This is a genomic window from Asticcacaulis taihuensis, from assembly GCF_900100255.1.
GTDB classification, from domain to species: domain Bacteria; phylum Pseudomonadota; class Alphaproteobacteria; order Caulobacterales; family Caulobacteraceae; genus Asticcacaulis; species Asticcacaulis taihuensis.
In genome coordinates this window covers 452,288-467,230 of the sequence record NZ_FMTS01000002.1, presented here as the reverse complement: position 1 = coordinate 467,230, position 14,943 = coordinate 452,288, and the positions used below count along the sequence as shown (strand labels likewise).

Sequence of the window (14,943 nt, the reverse complement as noted above, 5' to 3'; positions counted from 1 at the left end):
TTAATATGTGTAAAAGTTTTGCATATGTGGGGAGTTATACCATGAAGTCTTTGAGCCTCGCCCTGGCCGCCGCCAGTCTGACCATGCTGTCGGCCTGCGCCACGCCCACCCCTTACCAGCCCGTCGCGGCCAATGTGTCGCCCGCCAACCAGCGTGGCTATTCCGAAACGCGCATCGAGGATAACCGCTACCGCCTGAGCTTTGCCGGCAACGACATGACCAAGCGCGAAACGGTGGAAAATTACCTGCTTTACCGCGCCGCCGAACTGACGGTCGAATCCGGTTATGACTGGTTCGAGGTGGTCAGCCGCAATACCGATGAAAAGAAGCGCGCCACGACGTTTGAAGACCCTTACATGAGCAGCTTCTCCTGGCGCTTCTACAGCCGCAATCGCTGGAGCCGCTGGGGGGCTTTCGGTGCCGACTGGGGTACGGACACCGTCGTCTATTCGCGGTATGAAGCCAATGCGGAAATCCTGATGCACAAGGGCGCCAAGCCGGACAGCGATCCGAACGCCTATGACGCCCGGGCGGTCAAGGCCAATCTGGAATCTAAGATCATCCGGCCGGGCACGACGCACTGATCGCGCGGCAAATCGCTAGGTCATAATTACGGCATTCGGCTGACGCCGAATGCCGTAATTGCGTATGCGCGGGGCCGATTGGTCTGGAAGTCAACAAAGCACTACATTTTCAGCGTCATTGCGACTATATAGGCCGCAATGAGCAGACCTTTTCTGAAGATGAACGGCCTTGGCAATGATTTCATTGTCGTTGACGCCCGCGACACCGCCTTTGCACCGGCGCCGGAACAGGTCCGCGCCTGGGGTGATCGCGCGTCAGGCATCGGCTTTGACCAGTTGATCGCCATTGAAGGCAGTGCAAGTGGCGATGCCTTCATGCGCGTGTGGAACAGCGATGGCGGCACGGTCGAGACCTGCGGTAATGCCCTGCGCTGTGTGGGCTGGTATCTGAACCCGAAGGCCGCTGAGAAGACGCTGAAGATCGATACGCTGGGCGGCGCGACAAAGGCCATTGTGATCCGGGCCGACGAAAAGACCGGAACCGTGGCCGTTGATATGGGCAAGCCGCGCCTCGACTGGCGCGAGATTCCGCTCTCTGAAGAGATGGACACCTTGCGGCTGGAGCTGAAGGTCGGGCCTTACGATGCGCCGCTCTACCATACGCCCTGCGCCGTCAGCATGGGAAATCCGCATGTGGTGTTTTTCGTCGATGATGTGTCGAAGGTCGATGTCGCCGCCACCGGTTCGCTGATCGAGAACCATCCGCTTTTCCCCGAGGGCGTCAATGTCGAGTTCGCGCAGGTGATAGACCGCCAGACCATCCGCATGCGCGTCTGGGAACGTGGCGCCGGCATCACCCAGTCCTGCGGCACCGGGGCCTGCGCCACGCTTGTGGCCACCGCCCGTCGTGGCCTGACCGACCGCACCGCGACAGTTATTATGGATGGCGGCCCACTGCACATCGCGTGGGCGGAAAATGATCATGTCATCATGACCGGCCCGGTTGAGGTCGAGTTCGAGGGCACGTTGTGAGTCCAGAAAACGAAAAAAAGGTAGACGTGGTCACCTTCGGCTGCCGGCTGAATTCTTACGAAAGCGAGGTCATTCGCAAGACCGCCGCCGAGGATGGGCTCGACAACGCCATCATTTTCAATACCTGCGCCGTCACCGGCGAGGCCGTGCGCCAGGCGCGCCAGGCCATCCGCCGCGCCCGCAAGGAAAACCCGGATGCCAGGCTGATTGTCACTGGCTGCGCCGCCCAGACTGACCCGGACACCTTCGCCAACATGGCCGAAGTCGATTTCATCATCGGCAATGCCGACAAGCAGAAGGCAGGGGCTTATAAGCTGACGCCGGATTCGGCCCGTATCGTCGTCAACGACATCTTCTCGGTGCAGGAAACCGCCGGCCACCTGATCGATGGTCTGAAGGATCGCGCCCGCGCCTTTGTCGAGGTGCAGAACGGCTGCGATCACCGCTGCACCTTCTGCATCATTCCCTATGGCCGCGGCAATTCACGCTCGGCGGCGGCGGGCGATGTCATCAGCCAGACGCAAAAGCTGGTGGCGCAGGGTTATAATGAAGTCGTCCTCACCGGTGTCGACCTGACCTCGTGGGGCGCTGACCTGCCGGGCACGCCGCAGCTTGGCCATCTGGTGACACGTATCCTCAAGCTGGTGCCTGACCTGAAGCGCCTGCGCCTTTCCTCCATCGATGCCGCCGAGATCGACGATACGCTTCTGCACGCCTTTGCCTATGAAGAACGCCTGGCGCCCTATCTGCACCTCAGTCTTCAGCATGGGGACGATATGATCCTTAAGCGGATGAAGCGGCGGCACCTGCGGGACGATTCCATCCGGCTGGTCGAAAAGGTGCGGGCTGTGCGCCCGGATATCAGCTTTGGCGCCGATATGATCGCGGGTTTCCCGACCGAGACCGAAGACATGTTCGCCAATGCCGTGTCGCTGGTCGATGCCTGCGACCTCAGCTTCGTCCACGTCTTCCCCTATTCGCCGCGCCCACAGACACCGGCGGCGAAGATGCCGCAACTGCCGCGCACCACTATCAAGGAACGCGCTGCCCGTCTGCGCGCCAAGGCCGAGGAGGCGCTGATCCGTCACCTCAACCGTCAGCAGGGCCGCATCCTCTCCTGCGTGGTCGAAAAACCCGGCTTTGCCCGTGCCGCCGATTTTACCGAGGTCGTCTTTGATGGCGAGGCTGTCGTCGGTGGCATCAGCGATATCCGTATCCATGGCCATGATGGCAAACATGTCATTGGCAGCCTCGTGCAAACTCAGCTACAGCAAGCGGTATGACTGAAGAAAAGAAAAAAGGCTGGTTCCAGCGGCTGACGCAGGGCCTTTCCCGCACCTCGCAGAACCTGACCGAGTCGGTCACGCAGGTTTTCCAGCAAAAGGAAAGCCTGGATGACGCCGCGCTGGAGGAACTGGAAGACCTGCTGGTCGAAAGTGACTTAGGCCCGCAGATCGCCGCCACCATCGCTGGCAAGATGGCGCAACAGAAGTTTAATTCCGCCAAGGATTCCAACGCCGTGCGCGCGGCGTTGGCCGAAGCCCTGGCCGATGAACTGGTGGGGCATGAGGGCACGTTCGAGCCGCTAGCCGGTCCCCGTCCCTATGTCGTGCTGTTCGTCGGCGTCAATGGCTCCGGCAAGACGACGACCCTGGGCAAGATCGCTGCCAAGCTGGTCAAGAGCGGGGCGAAAGTCCTGATCGTGGCCGGCGATACCTTTCGCGCTGCCGCCGTCGAGCAGCTCAAGGTCTGGGCCGAACGCGCCGGCGCCGATTTCATGGGCCGCAAGACCGGCGCCGATGCCGCGGGTCTGGCCTATGACAGCTTTATCCGGGCGAAGGCAGAAGGCTACGATGTCGTGCTGATCGACACCGCCGGCCGCCTGCAAAACAAGCAGGCCCTGATGGATGAACTGCTGAAGGTCGTCCGCGTGATCAAGAAGGTCGATCCGGAGGCGCCGCACGAGACCCTGCTGGTGCTCGATGCCACGGTGGGCCGCAATGCGCTCAGCCAGGAGCAGATTTTCGGCCGCCAGGCGTTTGTGTCTGGCCTCGTCATGACCAAGCTCGATGGCACGGCACGTGGTGGGATCCTGATCCCGATCGCCAAAGCTTCCGATGCCCCAATCAAGCTGATTGGCGTCGGTGAGGATATCGAGGATCTGCACGATTTCAAGGCGCGCGATTTTGCCCGTTCCATGGTCGGTCTGGAGCCGCTGGGAGACAAACATGACGGATGAGCCGAAACTCTCCGACGAGATCCGCGAAGGCGACCAAGTGGTCGACCGCGCTATGGGCATTGCCGCCGAAAAGCTTGGCGAAACCAATCCCGAATTGGCGCTGAAGCCGGGCCAGCCGAAGCAGAACACGGTCAAGATGGCGGTTGATTATGGCCCGCTGATCGCTTTCGGCCTGACCTTTTTCGTCTGCAAAATCTTCAAGCTGGTGCCGGCGGCCGATTGCCTGATCTGGGCGTCCGGCGTACTGGGCGCGGCGTCCGTGCTGGCCCTGATCGGCGGGCTGATCGCGGAAAAGCGCATTGCCTGGATTCCGCTGGTTTCCTGCCTGATCACCATTCCGATGACGATCCTGACCGTCGTTTTCCATGACGCCACCTTCGTCAAGATCAAGATGACCATTGTCGACGTGCTGATCGGCGGCATCCTGCTGGGCGCCCTGGTGCTGAAAAAACAGCCGCTGAAAGCCCTGCTGGGCGATGCGCTGAAACTCAAAGACTCGGCGTGGCCGCGCCTGACACTTTATTACGCCCTGTTCTACCTTGCCATGGCTGGCGTGAATGAGGCCATCTGGCGGACGCAAAGCGATGAATTCTGGCTGACCTGGAAACTGGGTTCCATGATCGGGGGGCCAATCCTGCTGTCTATCTGCCTGCTGCCCTTCCTGATGAAAAACATGATCACCGAACCCGAAAGCGACGCCCGCTGACGGTCATTCCTCCGTGTTCGGATTGAATTGTCGTAAAAGCGACATATAATGATGACACTATCCCGTCGGCTGATTGCACATCGGGAGGCATCGTGAAAAAGTCGAAGTCAGGTGAAAAGACCATGTCTAAGAACGGACTCGATGAGTCGCCCTCGCATCTGCTGCACCGTGTATTGCAGATCGCCCTTGATATCTATAACGCCGAAGCCGGCGAAGATGCGCTTTCCCAGCGGCAATATGCTGTCCTGAAAGCGCTTGAAGGCACGGAGGGGCTGTCGCAGACCGATCTGGTCAAGGTGACCGGTATCGATCGTTCGACGCTCGCCGACTTGGTGTCGCGGATGCTCGCTAAGGAACTGGTCGTGCGCGAGCGCTCCGTCACCGATGCCCGAGCCAACCTGGTGCGCATTGCAGACGCCGGCAAGACGGCCCTGACCGAGATGGAACCGCGCGTCCTGGCGGCCGACGAGAAGATCCTCAGTCTGCTGTCGCCGCCCAAGCGGGAGAGCTTCGTCAAGCTGCTGCGCAAACTCACCCATGCGCGTGAAACCGAATTGTCCGGCGATGTAAAGCCGCGCAAGGAAAAAACGCCAAAGCCGCCGAAGGCCGAGAAGGCACCCAAGGCAGAAAAGAAAAAGAAGGTGAAGACCAAGCTCAGCGCGCGCAAGCTGAAAAAGCTGCCCTTCCCGCCGCTGTCGGAAGGGATTTCCGAGGCGGCGGACAGTGAAGACCTGGTGCATTCACCGGTCGTCAAGACGGACGCCATTTAATAAAAAGAGCGCCGACCCAGACGGGTCGGCGCTCTTTTTATGTCTGCTGATCAGGCTGTTTATTTCTTTTCCGCGGAAGCCGCCGAACTTGAAGATGATGATCCGGAAACCGTTCCGGCCGGCGTGGCGGCCTTCATCTTGGCTTCGATCTTGGCGCCGGGCTTATCGACCAAATCGCTGTCGGCCAGTTTGGTGCCGCGCGGATGAGCGGCGGCCAGCTTGACGTCGCCATTATATTTCAGCACATCGAGCGCGCGGGTCAGTTCGAAATCACCAGTCTTGGTGTCGAAGTCATCCGGCGGCACTTCCTGGACGGCGTGGGCCGAACGGCGAACCTTGCCTTCGTCGGCGTCCAGTGCATTGCCATAAGCGGCTTCGGTATACTGCATGGCGGCCGTGGCGATATATTTCGCCTGTTCCTTGCTCATCGCCACTTCGAGATCAGGCTCGATTCCGGTCTTCTGAATCGAGCGACCCGAAGGCGTATAGTAACGTGCCGTGGTCAGCTTGACGGCGCGGTTGTCACCCAGGTCGATGACGCTTTGCACCGAACCCTTGCCGAAGGTGGTCAGGCCTACAATGGTGGCGCGCTTCTGGTCCTGCAGGGCGCCGGAGACGATTTCCGCTGCCGAGGCGGTGCCTGGATTGGTCAGGACGACGATCGGCTTGCCGTTCAGCATGTCGCCCTTTTTGGCCTGGTAGCGGATGATGTCTTTCGGGTCACGGCCGCGCTGGCTGACGATCTCGCCGCCATCGAGGAACAGGTCGGCCACGCCGACCGATTGCTCCAGCAGGCCGCCGGGATTATTGCGCAGGTCGAGCACCAGGCCCTTCATATTGGGGTTCTTGGCGATCAGGTCGGCCAGTTGGGTCTTGGCGTCGTTGGCGGTCGTTTCCGAGAAGGAGGCAATGCGCAGGTAGCCGTAATCGCCCTCCATCCGCGTCTTGACCGATTTCACCACAATGATTTCACGCGTCAGGGGCACATCGAACGGCGCGTCCTTGCCGGTGCGCACGATGGTGACGGTCAGCTTGGTATTGGGTTCGCCCTTCATCTTGGAAATGGCGTCATTGAGCGGCAGGCCCAGGATCGAGGTGCCGTCGATGGCGGTGATGTAGTCGCCGGATTCGATGCCCGCCTTCTGGGCAGGGGTGTCATCCATAGGCGTCACCACTTTCACCGCGCCGTCCTCGCCGGTCACTTCCAGGCCGATGCCGCCGTAGGAGCCGCGCGTCTTTTCCTTCAGGTCAGTATAGTCGTCGTCCGAAAGATAGTTGGAATGCGGATCGAGCGAAGCCAGCATCCCTTCCAGGGCGGCATTGATCAGCTTCTTGGAATCGACGGGCACGACATAGTCCTGCTGGACGATGGCCAGCACATTACCGAACAGTTCCAGTTGCTTGTAGGTATCCGAGCGAGGCGAGAAGGCCGGCTGGCTGGCATAGGCGACGGCCCCGATGCTCAGGGCGACAGCGGCGGCGCCGGCAAGGTAAATATTCTTCATTTCATCCTCGGTGGGCATACAATCAGTCTAGCATATAAGAGTGAGAACATGGCGTAAACGGGGCGCGGTTATTTAGTTTCATGGATTAGCTTAGCGGCTGGAAAGCTGGAGCGGCGTCGCCGGATTGACCGGCGTTTCGCCTTTGCGCAGTTCCATATAGAGAAGCGCCTTCTTGTCGGAGAGGTTGGGCATCCGCCCCAGTGGTTCATGGCGGCCGACGGTCTGGCCCTGCTGGACATAGATGCGGCCGATGCCGGTGACCACGACGCGATAATCATGGCCGATGCTGAGAACGACCACCTGGCCGTAGGAATCGAGCGGACCGGCATATTCGACCTCGCCTTCCGCGGGCGCGGTGACCTGCGAACCGGGCAGGGCGGCATAGGAGACACCGCGGCTGGCAGGGGTCCTGCCATCGGTCTGGCCGAAATTCACCGTGATATCGCCGACCACGGGGGGCTGTAAATGCGTGTTGTCTATGGCCGGGGAACCAAAAAATTTCAACGGCAGGTCGCCGGTCAGACGGTTTTCGCGCGCCTTCAGCTCGGCGGCGCGGGCATCCATCTGATCGGCCTGGTTCAGCAACTGGTCTTCCAAGTCCATCTTCTGCTGGATCAGGCGCTCTATCTCCGTGCGCTGCTCGGAAACTTCGCTCTCGGAGATGAAAATGGCCTCGTTTTGCAGGGCGGCCTGACGGCGCAGATTGACCAACTGGCTGTTCTGCCGCACCAGGCTTTCGGTGCGCTTCTTCAGTTCCGGAGTGATGGCGCGCATGATGATGGCGGCCAGAACGGCGTCATTGGCCTTGCGCGGGGTGACGAAAAGCGCCGGCGGCGGATTGCGCGAATAGATTTGCAGGGCCGAAAGCAGGCGCGTCTGCTTGTCGCGTTCGGCGATCAGGCGGCGGGAAATGTCGGTTTCCTGCTGGTTGATGGTTTCCAGTTTGGCGCGGTAGATGGCTGAGCGCGTTTCGCCCGTACCCTGCTTCTTTGATATCTCGATAATCTGCTCGCGCAGGGCCTCGACCTCCTGGGCGATCTGGCGGGCGGAGCGGCGCTGGGTGTCGCTCTTGCGTTCCTCGGCGCGACGCTGGGCGGAAAGCGTGTCGAGCGTGGCGCGATCGGCTTCCGAAAGATCATGCGTGCGTTGCTGCGCATCGCTTTGCACCGCGCCTGTAAGGGCGAGCACGGCCAGGCCGGTCAACAGCAGATGGCGCGAGGAAGCGAGCATGTCATTGAGATAAGATGGTTCGGCTTAATTCTCAATAAATGGACTTTTTTTCAGCTCAAACGCCGCATGGCTTCCTCGCATCAGCTCGGGCGGCCGCTTGGCCTTGCCGGGCATATGCCCGGAGATCAGTCACGGTGATAGGGCAGGCCGGCCAGGATGGTTGTGGCGCGGTACATCTGCTCGGCCAGCATGACGCGTACCAGGGCGTGTGGCCAGGTCTGCGGGCCGAAGGCCAGCGAAAAGGCGGAGGATTTCAGCAAGGCCGGGTCGAGGCCGTCAGCCCCGCCGATCAGGAAGGTGACGCGACGCTCGCCGCGATCCTTATAGGTATTGAGGCGTTGGGCGATCTGGCGCGAGGTCAGTTGCTCGCCATGCTCGTCGCAGGTGATCAGGATGCCGCCTTCCCCCAAGCCGGACCTGATCGCTTCCATTTCCTGCGCTTTCAGCAGCGCGGAGGTGGCGGCTTTCGCACCCCTTTTCGCCTCGACTTCGAGCAGGTCGACCGGCGAAATACCTAAACCGCGCCCGGTTAAACTGGCGCGGTTCAGATAGTCTTTCACGAGGTTGTTTTCGACCGTCGCGCCGAGCTTGCCGATGGCGCAGAGCGTCAGCTTCATAAACTAAGCCTAGACGGAAACCGTATGGCCCGTGCCTTCAGGCGACAGCGACCAGATCTTCTCGATATTGTAGAAGCTGCGGACTTCCGGGCGGAAGATATGGACGACGACATCGCCGACATCGATCAGCACCCAATCGCAGGCCGGCAGGCCCTCGATCTTGGCCTTGCCGTGGCCGGCTTCCTTGAGGGCGCGCACGACGTGATCCGCCAAGGCGCCGACATGGCGGTGCGAACGGCCGGAAGCGATAATCAGTGTGTCGGCGACCGAGGATTTGCCCTTCAGGTCGATGCAGACGATATCCTGTGCCTTGTCATCGTCCAACTTATTGACGATCAGGCTTTCCAGGGGCAGCAGGGCGTCGGTACTGGAATCTTCGTGGGCGTCAGCGGACGCGGGAGCCTCAGACTGAGGGGTTTCGGGCGCGGTGTGCGCAGGTTGACGAGACAGGGCTAGGGTTCCTTTATGATCCACGATGGCAACTTGATAGCACAAAATGCGCTTCAGGTCACGCCTTGATGGAAATTTACTGGTTTGGGGATTTTGTCTTTAGTTTCAGCCGCAAGGCCGTGGACGAGTGGCCATGTAACGGACCTTTGATATAGGTCCAGGCCGGCAGCTTAAGACAAGGCAGGGTACGCGCGGCGCGCTCATCCACCCGATAACGGGCGAAACGCTGCGTGGCAGGTGAAAAGCGTGCCTTCATCAGGGCGCCGGGGCGCGAGACGACGGCGATCGGCACCATGTGCATCAGTTGCACCCAGCCGCGCCAGCGATGAAAACCGGCCAGACTGTCGCCGCCCATGATCCAGACGAAATGGACGCCGGGATAACGGGCCTTAAGTGCCCGCAGGGTATCGAGCGTATAGGTGGCGTGGATACGGGTCTCGAAGTCGGAAATGACATCGCCGTGGCCGGTAAAAGGCTGCACGCCGGCCATGCGTTCGGCCAGAGGCGCGGTTTCGCTCTTTGATTTCAGCGGGTTCTGCGGCGAGACCAGCCAGATGATCCGGTCGAGGCCCAGTTGCTGGCGCGCCGTTTCGGCGACATGGCGATGGCCGGCGTGTGCCGGATTGAACGAGCCGCCGAACAGCCCCACCGTCATGCCGCGTTCCAGATGGAAGCCGCTGCGCAAACCACCCGCGGGGACTGCAGGCCGCATCGGGGCCGGACCGGCGAACCACATCCTCAGGCGTTATCCCACGGATTGTAGGCGGACGCGGCCTCCGCTCGGGCGGTTTCAGGCTTTTCCCCCTGTATGGTCTCCAGCGCCGCGAACAGCAGGTCGCGCACGCCTTCGCCCGTCACGCCGGAGATGAGGTACGGCGTCTGGCCGGAGACCTTCTTGATTTTGGTCACCAGCTTCTTGCGGGCGTCGGCGTCGAGCGAGTCGATCTTGTTGATAGCCACCAGCTCGGTCTTGGAACCGAGGATTTCGTCATAGGCGTTCAATTCCTTGCGGATGGTCTTGTACGCCTTGACCGGGTCTTCCTGGGTGCCGTCGATCAGGTGGATCAGCACCTTGGTGCGCTCGACGTGGCCGAGGAACTTGGTGCCGAGGCCGGCCCCTTCCGAAGCCCCCTCGATCAGGCCCGGAATATCGGCCATGACGAAACGCTGCTCAGGGCCTAAGTCGATCACGCCCAGATTGGGCACGAGCGTGGTGAAGGGATAGTCGGCGATCTTCGGCTTGGCTGAGGATGAGGCCGCCAGAAAGGTCGATTTGCCGGCATTAGGCAGGCCGACCAGACCGGCATCGGCGATCAGCTTGAGGCGCAGCCAGATCCACTTTTCCTCGCCATCCTGGCCGGGCAGGGCGAACTTCGGCGCCTGGTTGATCGGGCCCTTGAAGCGGGTATTGCCCCAGCCGCCATTACCGCCCAGGGCCAGAAGGTGGCGCTTGCCGGGCTCGTCCAGATCGACGATCAGGGTTTCGTGGTCTTCCTCGAAAACCTCGGTGCCGACGGGCACATAAAGCACGATGTCTTCGGCATTGGCGCCGTGCATCTGGCGTCCCATGCCGTGGGTGCCGGTCTTGGCCTTGAAGTGTTGCTGGTAGCGGTAGTCGATCAGGGTATTGAGGCCGTCCTTGGCTTCGATCCACACATCGCCGCCCTTGCCGCCGTCACCGCCATCTGGGCCGCCATTGGGGATGAACTTTTCACGGCGAAACGAAACGGCGCCGGCGCCGCCGTTACCGGAACGGATAAAGATTTTACACTGATCGAGGAATTTCATCGCGGTTCTTTGAACTAAAAAGGCTGAAAAAGCAAGAAACCCCGGCACCGCCGCGCGTAGCGACGGGCCGGGGTCCCAAATTTGCTGGATCAAAACCTACAGTATGCGGATCATATGGAGCGCCAGATGCGCGCCTTCGCGTGCCAGTGAGGTCTCCATGGTCTTGCGGCCGGTATAGAGGAAGTCGGCCTTGATCAGGGCCGAGGCCGAAGGTTCATTATCGGCAAAGTGCGCCGCATGGATGATGCGGTGCAGTTTGCGCTTCTTCACCCAGCGCAGCAGACCGTCGGTCGCTTCAATGGCATAGCCCTGACCCTGCCATTGCGGGGCGATGAAGACGCTGAGGTTAGGCCCGAATGAGTGGATGCCGCCCGTCGTGCCGCAGGCCGATTTGGTCAGGCTGATAATGCCGATTAACTGCTCGTCGTCCAGACGGATGGCCCAGTGGGTGAAGGGCGTGGCCGCCATGTCGGCCAGCAGGCGTTCGGCCTCGCTGCGATCCAGCGGGTGCGGGATGGCATGGGTCATCCGCGCCGAGTTACGATCGGCGAAGACGGCCATGACCGCGTCAAGATCGGAAGGTTTCAGTGCCGTCAGGCTCAGACGCGTCGTCTCGACGCTGACCTGGTCTGGCTTGTGCGGGCCGATAGCGGCCCTGTGGGCTTCATTGCGCGTGATCATGTCTGTCACTCCTTGACCCCGGCGGCATGGATGGCACCACCTTGAGGTCTATTTAGGGTGAAACTGTGTCAGTTCCACCACAGGTCTGAAAGAGCGGGATCACGTTTGGTTTATGCCAAAACCAAAAACGAAAAACGGGAGCCAGGTCTAACCCGGACTCCCGCTCACATTCGGTCCGGATCGGCTTAAAATCTTAAGCACGATCCAGAAATCTTCAGGTCGTGCTTATTCGGCAGCCGCGGCTACCGGCAGGATCGAGACGTAACAACGCTCGTCGCGCTTGGTGGTGAACTTCACATTGCCTGTCGCCGTGGCGAAGAGGGTGTGGTCGCGGCCGACGCCGACGTTTTCACCGGCAAAGAACTTGGTGCCGCGCTGGCGGACGAGAATGTTGCCGGCGAGAACGAGTTCGCCACCGAACTTCTTGACGCCGAGGCGCTTGGATTGTGAGTCGCGGCCGTTGCGGGACGAACCACCGGATTTTTTGTGTGCCATGGGAGGTGCTCCTTAGGTTCTGTAATTACGCTTCGTCAGCCGAGGTTTCAGCAGCGGCCTTCTTCTTCGGGGCGGCTTTCTTCTTGGCGGGGGCTTCCTCGGCTACAACCGGAACCGAAACCACTTCCGGGGTCTCGATGGCGGCGGCCAGGTTGCGCGGCGCCAGGTTACGGGCGCGGGCGTCCAGTTCGGCCTTCGTGGTCAGCGAAACGGTGCCTTCCCACTTGGCGGACTTGCCGGCGCCGAGGATCGAGGTAACGCGCAGAACCGACTGGAGCTGGCGATGGCCGCGGGTACGGCGATAGCCCTGACGGCGGGTCTTCTTGAAGATGCGGACCTTCTCGCCCTTGCGGGTTTCGATCAGGGTGGCTTCGACAACGGCGCCATCAACGAGCGGCGCGCCGACAACGGCACCGGCCGCATCGCCGAGCATCAGCACATCGTTGAACTTGACAGCCGCGCCGGCTTCGCCTTCGAGCTTCTCGACAACGATCAGATCGCCAGCCGAAACGCGGTATTGCTTACCGCCTGTTTTGATGACCGCGTACATGGTCAGGAACCTTATGCCGTGGCGCGGGGCTTTTAAAAGCGAAAGTCCTGCGCGGGAGAATGGAAAAACGCCCCAGGAACCACAAGGCTCCGGGCGAGAGGCGGCGACTTATACAAGGATATCTCGCTGAGTCAACGGCTTTATTGGCGGTTTCGGCCAATTCGCTGCCTAAGCTGACATATGTATATTGCGCCATGTCAGGATGATGTTCAACGCTAATCCCATTTTTCATCCTGGTTGTACGGACAAGGATGACTGTCACCCTCCGGCAGGCTTTTTACGAAGTGGTATCGCACTGTAGCCTTTTCCACGCTGTATATGTAACATCGACCGTCGCCTGGGCCGTTATCTCCGACCAATGTGAATATAGGGTTTGCCGATATTGTTATGCGTTTTCCCTCATCCTTGAGAAAGTAGACATAGTAATGAAAGACCTGACTTTTATGCTTATGAATGCGGGCAAGGATGTCGGGAAATATCAAGGCCGCCAGATCGGCTGGGGGCTGCTTCTTGTTCAGATTGAATAGGAGTGGCTGTGCGGCGCCACTGCCGTCGAAATAGTTGATGACGGCATACTTGCCATCCTTCATCCAGTGGAGAGCGGCGCTGCTTTCCATGAGAAAATCCGATTGTTTTTCACCGGTACTCATATTGATCAGAACGGCATTGTTGTCGCCAAAGCCGCCGGGAACTTTCAATGGTGGTGGTTCATCACTGGCCTGCACGGAGAACGCCCAGTGACAATCTGGCGAGTAGGTTGTGATTGAAGCCCCCACGGTTAACATGATGGGCTTGTAATCCGCGCATGGTTTCGCGGGCGCATGGATGGCTGGTGGTGTAATGGCGGCAGTGATCATGATTTCCCCCTCAGGTCTCCATTTTACCGCATCGTCAATGCACCGGACAGGGAATCTTGCGTACTGTTTCTCACTTCCGCTTGATTTCAATGCGCGAAGGCTTAACTAAGCGGCAGATCATTCCACCTTTATAAAGTAACACTCAAATGGCCGATACCGCGCACTCATCGCAAAAGACCCCCGTCACAGTCCTGACCGGCTATCTGGGCGCCGGCAAGACGACCCTTCTCAACCGCATCCTTTCCGAGAACCACGGCCAGAAATACGCCGTCATCGTCAACGAGTTCGGCGAAATCGGCATCGACAACGACCTGATCGTCGGCGCCGATGAAGAAGTGTTCGAGATGAACAATGGCTGCGTCTGCTGCACGGTGCGCGGCGACCTGATCCGCATTCTGTCGCAACTGATGAAACGTAAGGGCCGGTTCGACGCCATCATCGTTGAGACGACCGGCCTGGCCGATCCCGGCCCGGTGGCGCAGACCTTTTTCGTTGACGAAGACATCAAGGCCAAGACCTATCTCGACTCGGTGACGGCACTGGTCGATGCGCTGCATTTTGACGAAGCGCTCAAGACCGATCGTGTGGTCAAGGAACAGATCGCCTTTGCCGACCATATCATCCTCAACAAGACCGACCTGGTTGATGATGCCAAGCTGGACGAGATTGAGGGCCGCCTGAAGGGGCTGAACCCGCTGGCCCGCATTACCCGCGCTCAACGTTCGTTTGTCGATATCGCTTCGTTGCTCAACCAGCATCGCTTTGATCTGACCAAGCTGGAAGAGATTGGCCACGACGAGCACCACCATCATCATGACCATAATCCGGCGCATGGCGAACCCGGTCATGTTCATGATGAACACTGCGGCCATGACCACCATCACCATGATCACGGGCACCATCATCACAATCCGGCGCACGGTGAAGCGGGTCATGTGCATGACGAGCATTGCAGCCACACCATCAATCCGATCCACGACGAAGAGATCAAGAGCCTGTCGCTCAGCACCGATAAGCCGATCGATGGTATTCGCTTTACCCAGTGGCTTGATAAGCTGCTGGCGGAAAAGGGGCAGGATATCCTGCGTGCCAAGGGCATTCTCAATGTGAAGGGCGAGAACAAGCGCCTGGTCTTTCAGGCGGTTCACATGATCCTGGAAGGCGACCTGCAACGCGAATGGCAGGCCGATGAACCGCGTGTCTCGCGCGCGGTGTTTATCGGCCGTCATCTCGATACGGCGGCGCTCAAGGCTGGCTTTGAAGCGACAATCGCGGCGTAAACATTTCATCCTCCCCTGCGAAACGGCAACTTCGTTCCGAGGGAGGTGTCGAGCAAGCGAAGCGCGTCGAGACGGGGGGCATTACTGACAGTGGAATAGCCCCCTCCGTCAGCGACACCAGCCCTTCGGGCTTCGCCCAAAGAACTGGGCGCTGCCACCTCCCCCGATAAATCAGGGGAGGATCAAGGGTATTCAAACTTTCTCTCTTTGCTTATAAGC

At 59.9% G+C, this 14,943-nt stretch carries 17 protein-coding genes; 7 read left to right on the top strand and 10 right to left on the bottom strand.

What is annotated here, in order from left to right; all coding sequences use genetic code 11:
- Window positions 1-41: 41 nt before the first annotated feature.
- From BLO49_RS08950 to BLO49_RS08925, 6 genes are all read left to right on the top strand, one after another.
- Window positions 42-584 (top strand): CC0125/CC1285 family lipoprotein, encoded by a 543-nt coding sequence (locus tag BLO49_RS08950; RefSeq protein WP_090647214.1) that lies wholly within the window; start codon window positions 42-44, stop codon window positions 582-584.
- 138 nt (window positions 585-722) lie between these two features.
- Window positions 723-1,556 carry a diaminopimelate epimerase gene (gene dapF, locus BLO49_RS08945; protein WP_090647211.1) on the top strand — a complete coding sequence of 278 codons (834 nt, stop codon included), beginning with the start codon at window positions 723-725 and terminating at the stop codon, window positions 1,554-1,556.
- Window positions 1,553-2,839: a tRNA (N(6)-L-threonylcarbamoyladenosine(37)-C(2))-methylthiotransferase MtaB gene (gene mtaB, locus BLO49_RS08940; RefSeq protein ID WP_090647209.1), complete on the top strand. Its 1,287-nt coding sequence runs from the start codon at window positions 1,553-1,555 to the stop codon at window positions 2,837-2,839. The genes dapF and mtaB overlap by 4 nt, the downstream gene beginning before the upstream one ends.
- Window positions 2,836-3,795 carry a signal recognition particle-docking protein FtsY gene (gene ftsY, locus BLO49_RS08935; protein ID WP_090647206.1) on the top strand — a complete coding sequence of 320 codons (960 nt, stop codon included), beginning with the start codon at window positions 2,836-2,838 and terminating at the stop codon, window positions 3,793-3,795. The genes mtaB and ftsY overlap by 4 nt, the downstream gene beginning before the upstream one ends.
- A complete protein-coding gene (locus tag BLO49_RS08930) occupies window positions 3,785-4,501 on the top strand; it encodes an inner membrane-spanning protein YciB (RefSeq protein WP_090647203.1) in 717 nt (238 codons plus the stop codon). Before ftsY ends, BLO49_RS08930 begins: the two co-directional genes overlap by 11 nt.
- 122 nt (window positions 4,502-4,623) lie before the next feature.
- A complete protein-coding gene (locus BLO49_RS08925) occupies window positions 4,624-5,271 on the top strand; it encodes a MarR family winged helix-turn-helix transcriptional regulator (protein ID WP_090647417.1) in 648 nt (215 codons plus the stop codon).
- A 59-nt stretch (window positions 5,272-5,330) separates the two neighbouring features.
- Here the strand turns inward: BLO49_RS08925 and BLO49_RS08920 are convergent, their stop codons facing one another.
- The 10 genes from BLO49_RS08920 to BLO49_RS08875 all read right to left on the bottom strand — a co-directional run bounded on the left by BLO49_RS08920 (window position 5,331) and on the right by BLO49_RS08875 (window position 13,444).
- Complete coding sequence (locus tag BLO49_RS08920) at window positions 5,331-6,776, bottom strand: S41 family peptidase (RefSeq protein ID WP_090647414.1); 1,446 nt, start codon at window positions 6,774-6,776, stop codon at window positions 5,331-5,333.
- A 90-nt stretch (window positions 6,777-6,866) separates the two neighbouring features.
- Window positions 6,867-8,006 carry a murein hydrolase activator EnvC family protein gene (locus BLO49_RS08915; RefSeq protein ID WP_090647201.1) on the bottom strand — a complete coding sequence of 380 codons (1,140 nt, stop codon included), beginning with the start codon at window positions 8,004-8,006 and terminating at the stop codon, window positions 6,867-6,869.
- A gap of 125 nt (window positions 8,007-8,131) precedes the next feature.
- On the bottom strand, window positions 8,132-8,623 hold the full coding sequence (gene rlmH, locus BLO49_RS08910; RefSeq protein WP_090647198.1) for a 23S rRNA (pseudouridine(1915)-N(3))-methyltransferase RlmH: 492 nt from the start codon (window positions 8,621-8,623) through the stop codon (window positions 8,132-8,134).
- A gap of 9 nt (window positions 8,624-8,632) precedes the next feature.
- A complete protein-coding gene (gene rsfS / locus BLO49_RS08905; protein ID WP_245678953.1) occupies window positions 8,633-9,097 on the bottom strand; it encodes a ribosome silencing factor in 465 nt (154 codons plus the stop codon).
- Window positions 9,098-9,149: 52 nt separating this feature from the next.
- Window positions 9,150-9,785: a nicotinate-nucleotide adenylyltransferase gene (locus BLO49_RS08900; protein ID WP_415500574.1), complete on the bottom strand. Its 636-nt coding sequence runs from the start codon at window positions 9,783-9,785 to the stop codon at window positions 9,150-9,152.
- A 26-nt stretch (window positions 9,786-9,811) separates the two neighbouring features.
- Entirely contained in the window at window positions 9,812-10,861 is a 1,050-nt protein-coding gene (gene obgE, locus BLO49_RS08895; protein ID WP_090647193.1) for a GTPase ObgE, read from the bottom strand.
- A 96-nt stretch (window positions 10,862-10,957) separates the two neighbouring features.
- Entirely contained in the window at window positions 10,958-11,542 is a 585-nt protein-coding gene (locus tag BLO49_RS08890) for a GNAT family N-acetyltransferase (protein WP_090647189.1), read from the bottom strand.
- Between the two features lie 225 nt (window positions 11,543-11,767).
- Window positions 11,768-12,037, bottom strand: coding sequence for a 50S ribosomal protein L27 (gene rpmA, locus BLO49_RS08885; RefSeq protein ID WP_090647186.1), 270 nt, complete (start codon window positions 12,035-12,037; stop codon window positions 11,768-11,770).
- 25 nt (window positions 12,038-12,062) lie between these two features.
- Window positions 12,063-12,587, bottom strand: coding sequence for a 50S ribosomal protein L21 (gene rplU / locus BLO49_RS08880; RefSeq protein WP_090647183.1), 525 nt, complete (start codon window positions 12,585-12,587; stop codon window positions 12,063-12,065).
- A 215-nt stretch (window positions 12,588-12,802) separates the two neighbouring features.
- Entirely contained in the window at window positions 12,803-13,444 is a 642-nt protein-coding gene (locus tag BLO49_RS08875) for a hypothetical protein (RefSeq protein ID WP_090647181.1), read from the bottom strand.
- A gap of 146 nt (window positions 13,445-13,590) precedes the next feature.
- Between BLO49_RS08875 and BLO49_RS08870 the strand changes: the two genes are divergently transcribed.
- Complete coding sequence (locus tag BLO49_RS08870) at window positions 13,591-14,724, top strand: CobW family GTP-binding protein (protein WP_090647177.1); 1,134 nt, start codon at window positions 13,591-13,593, stop codon at window positions 14,722-14,724.
- The last annotated feature ends 219 nt before the right edge of the window (window positions 14,725-14,943 follow it).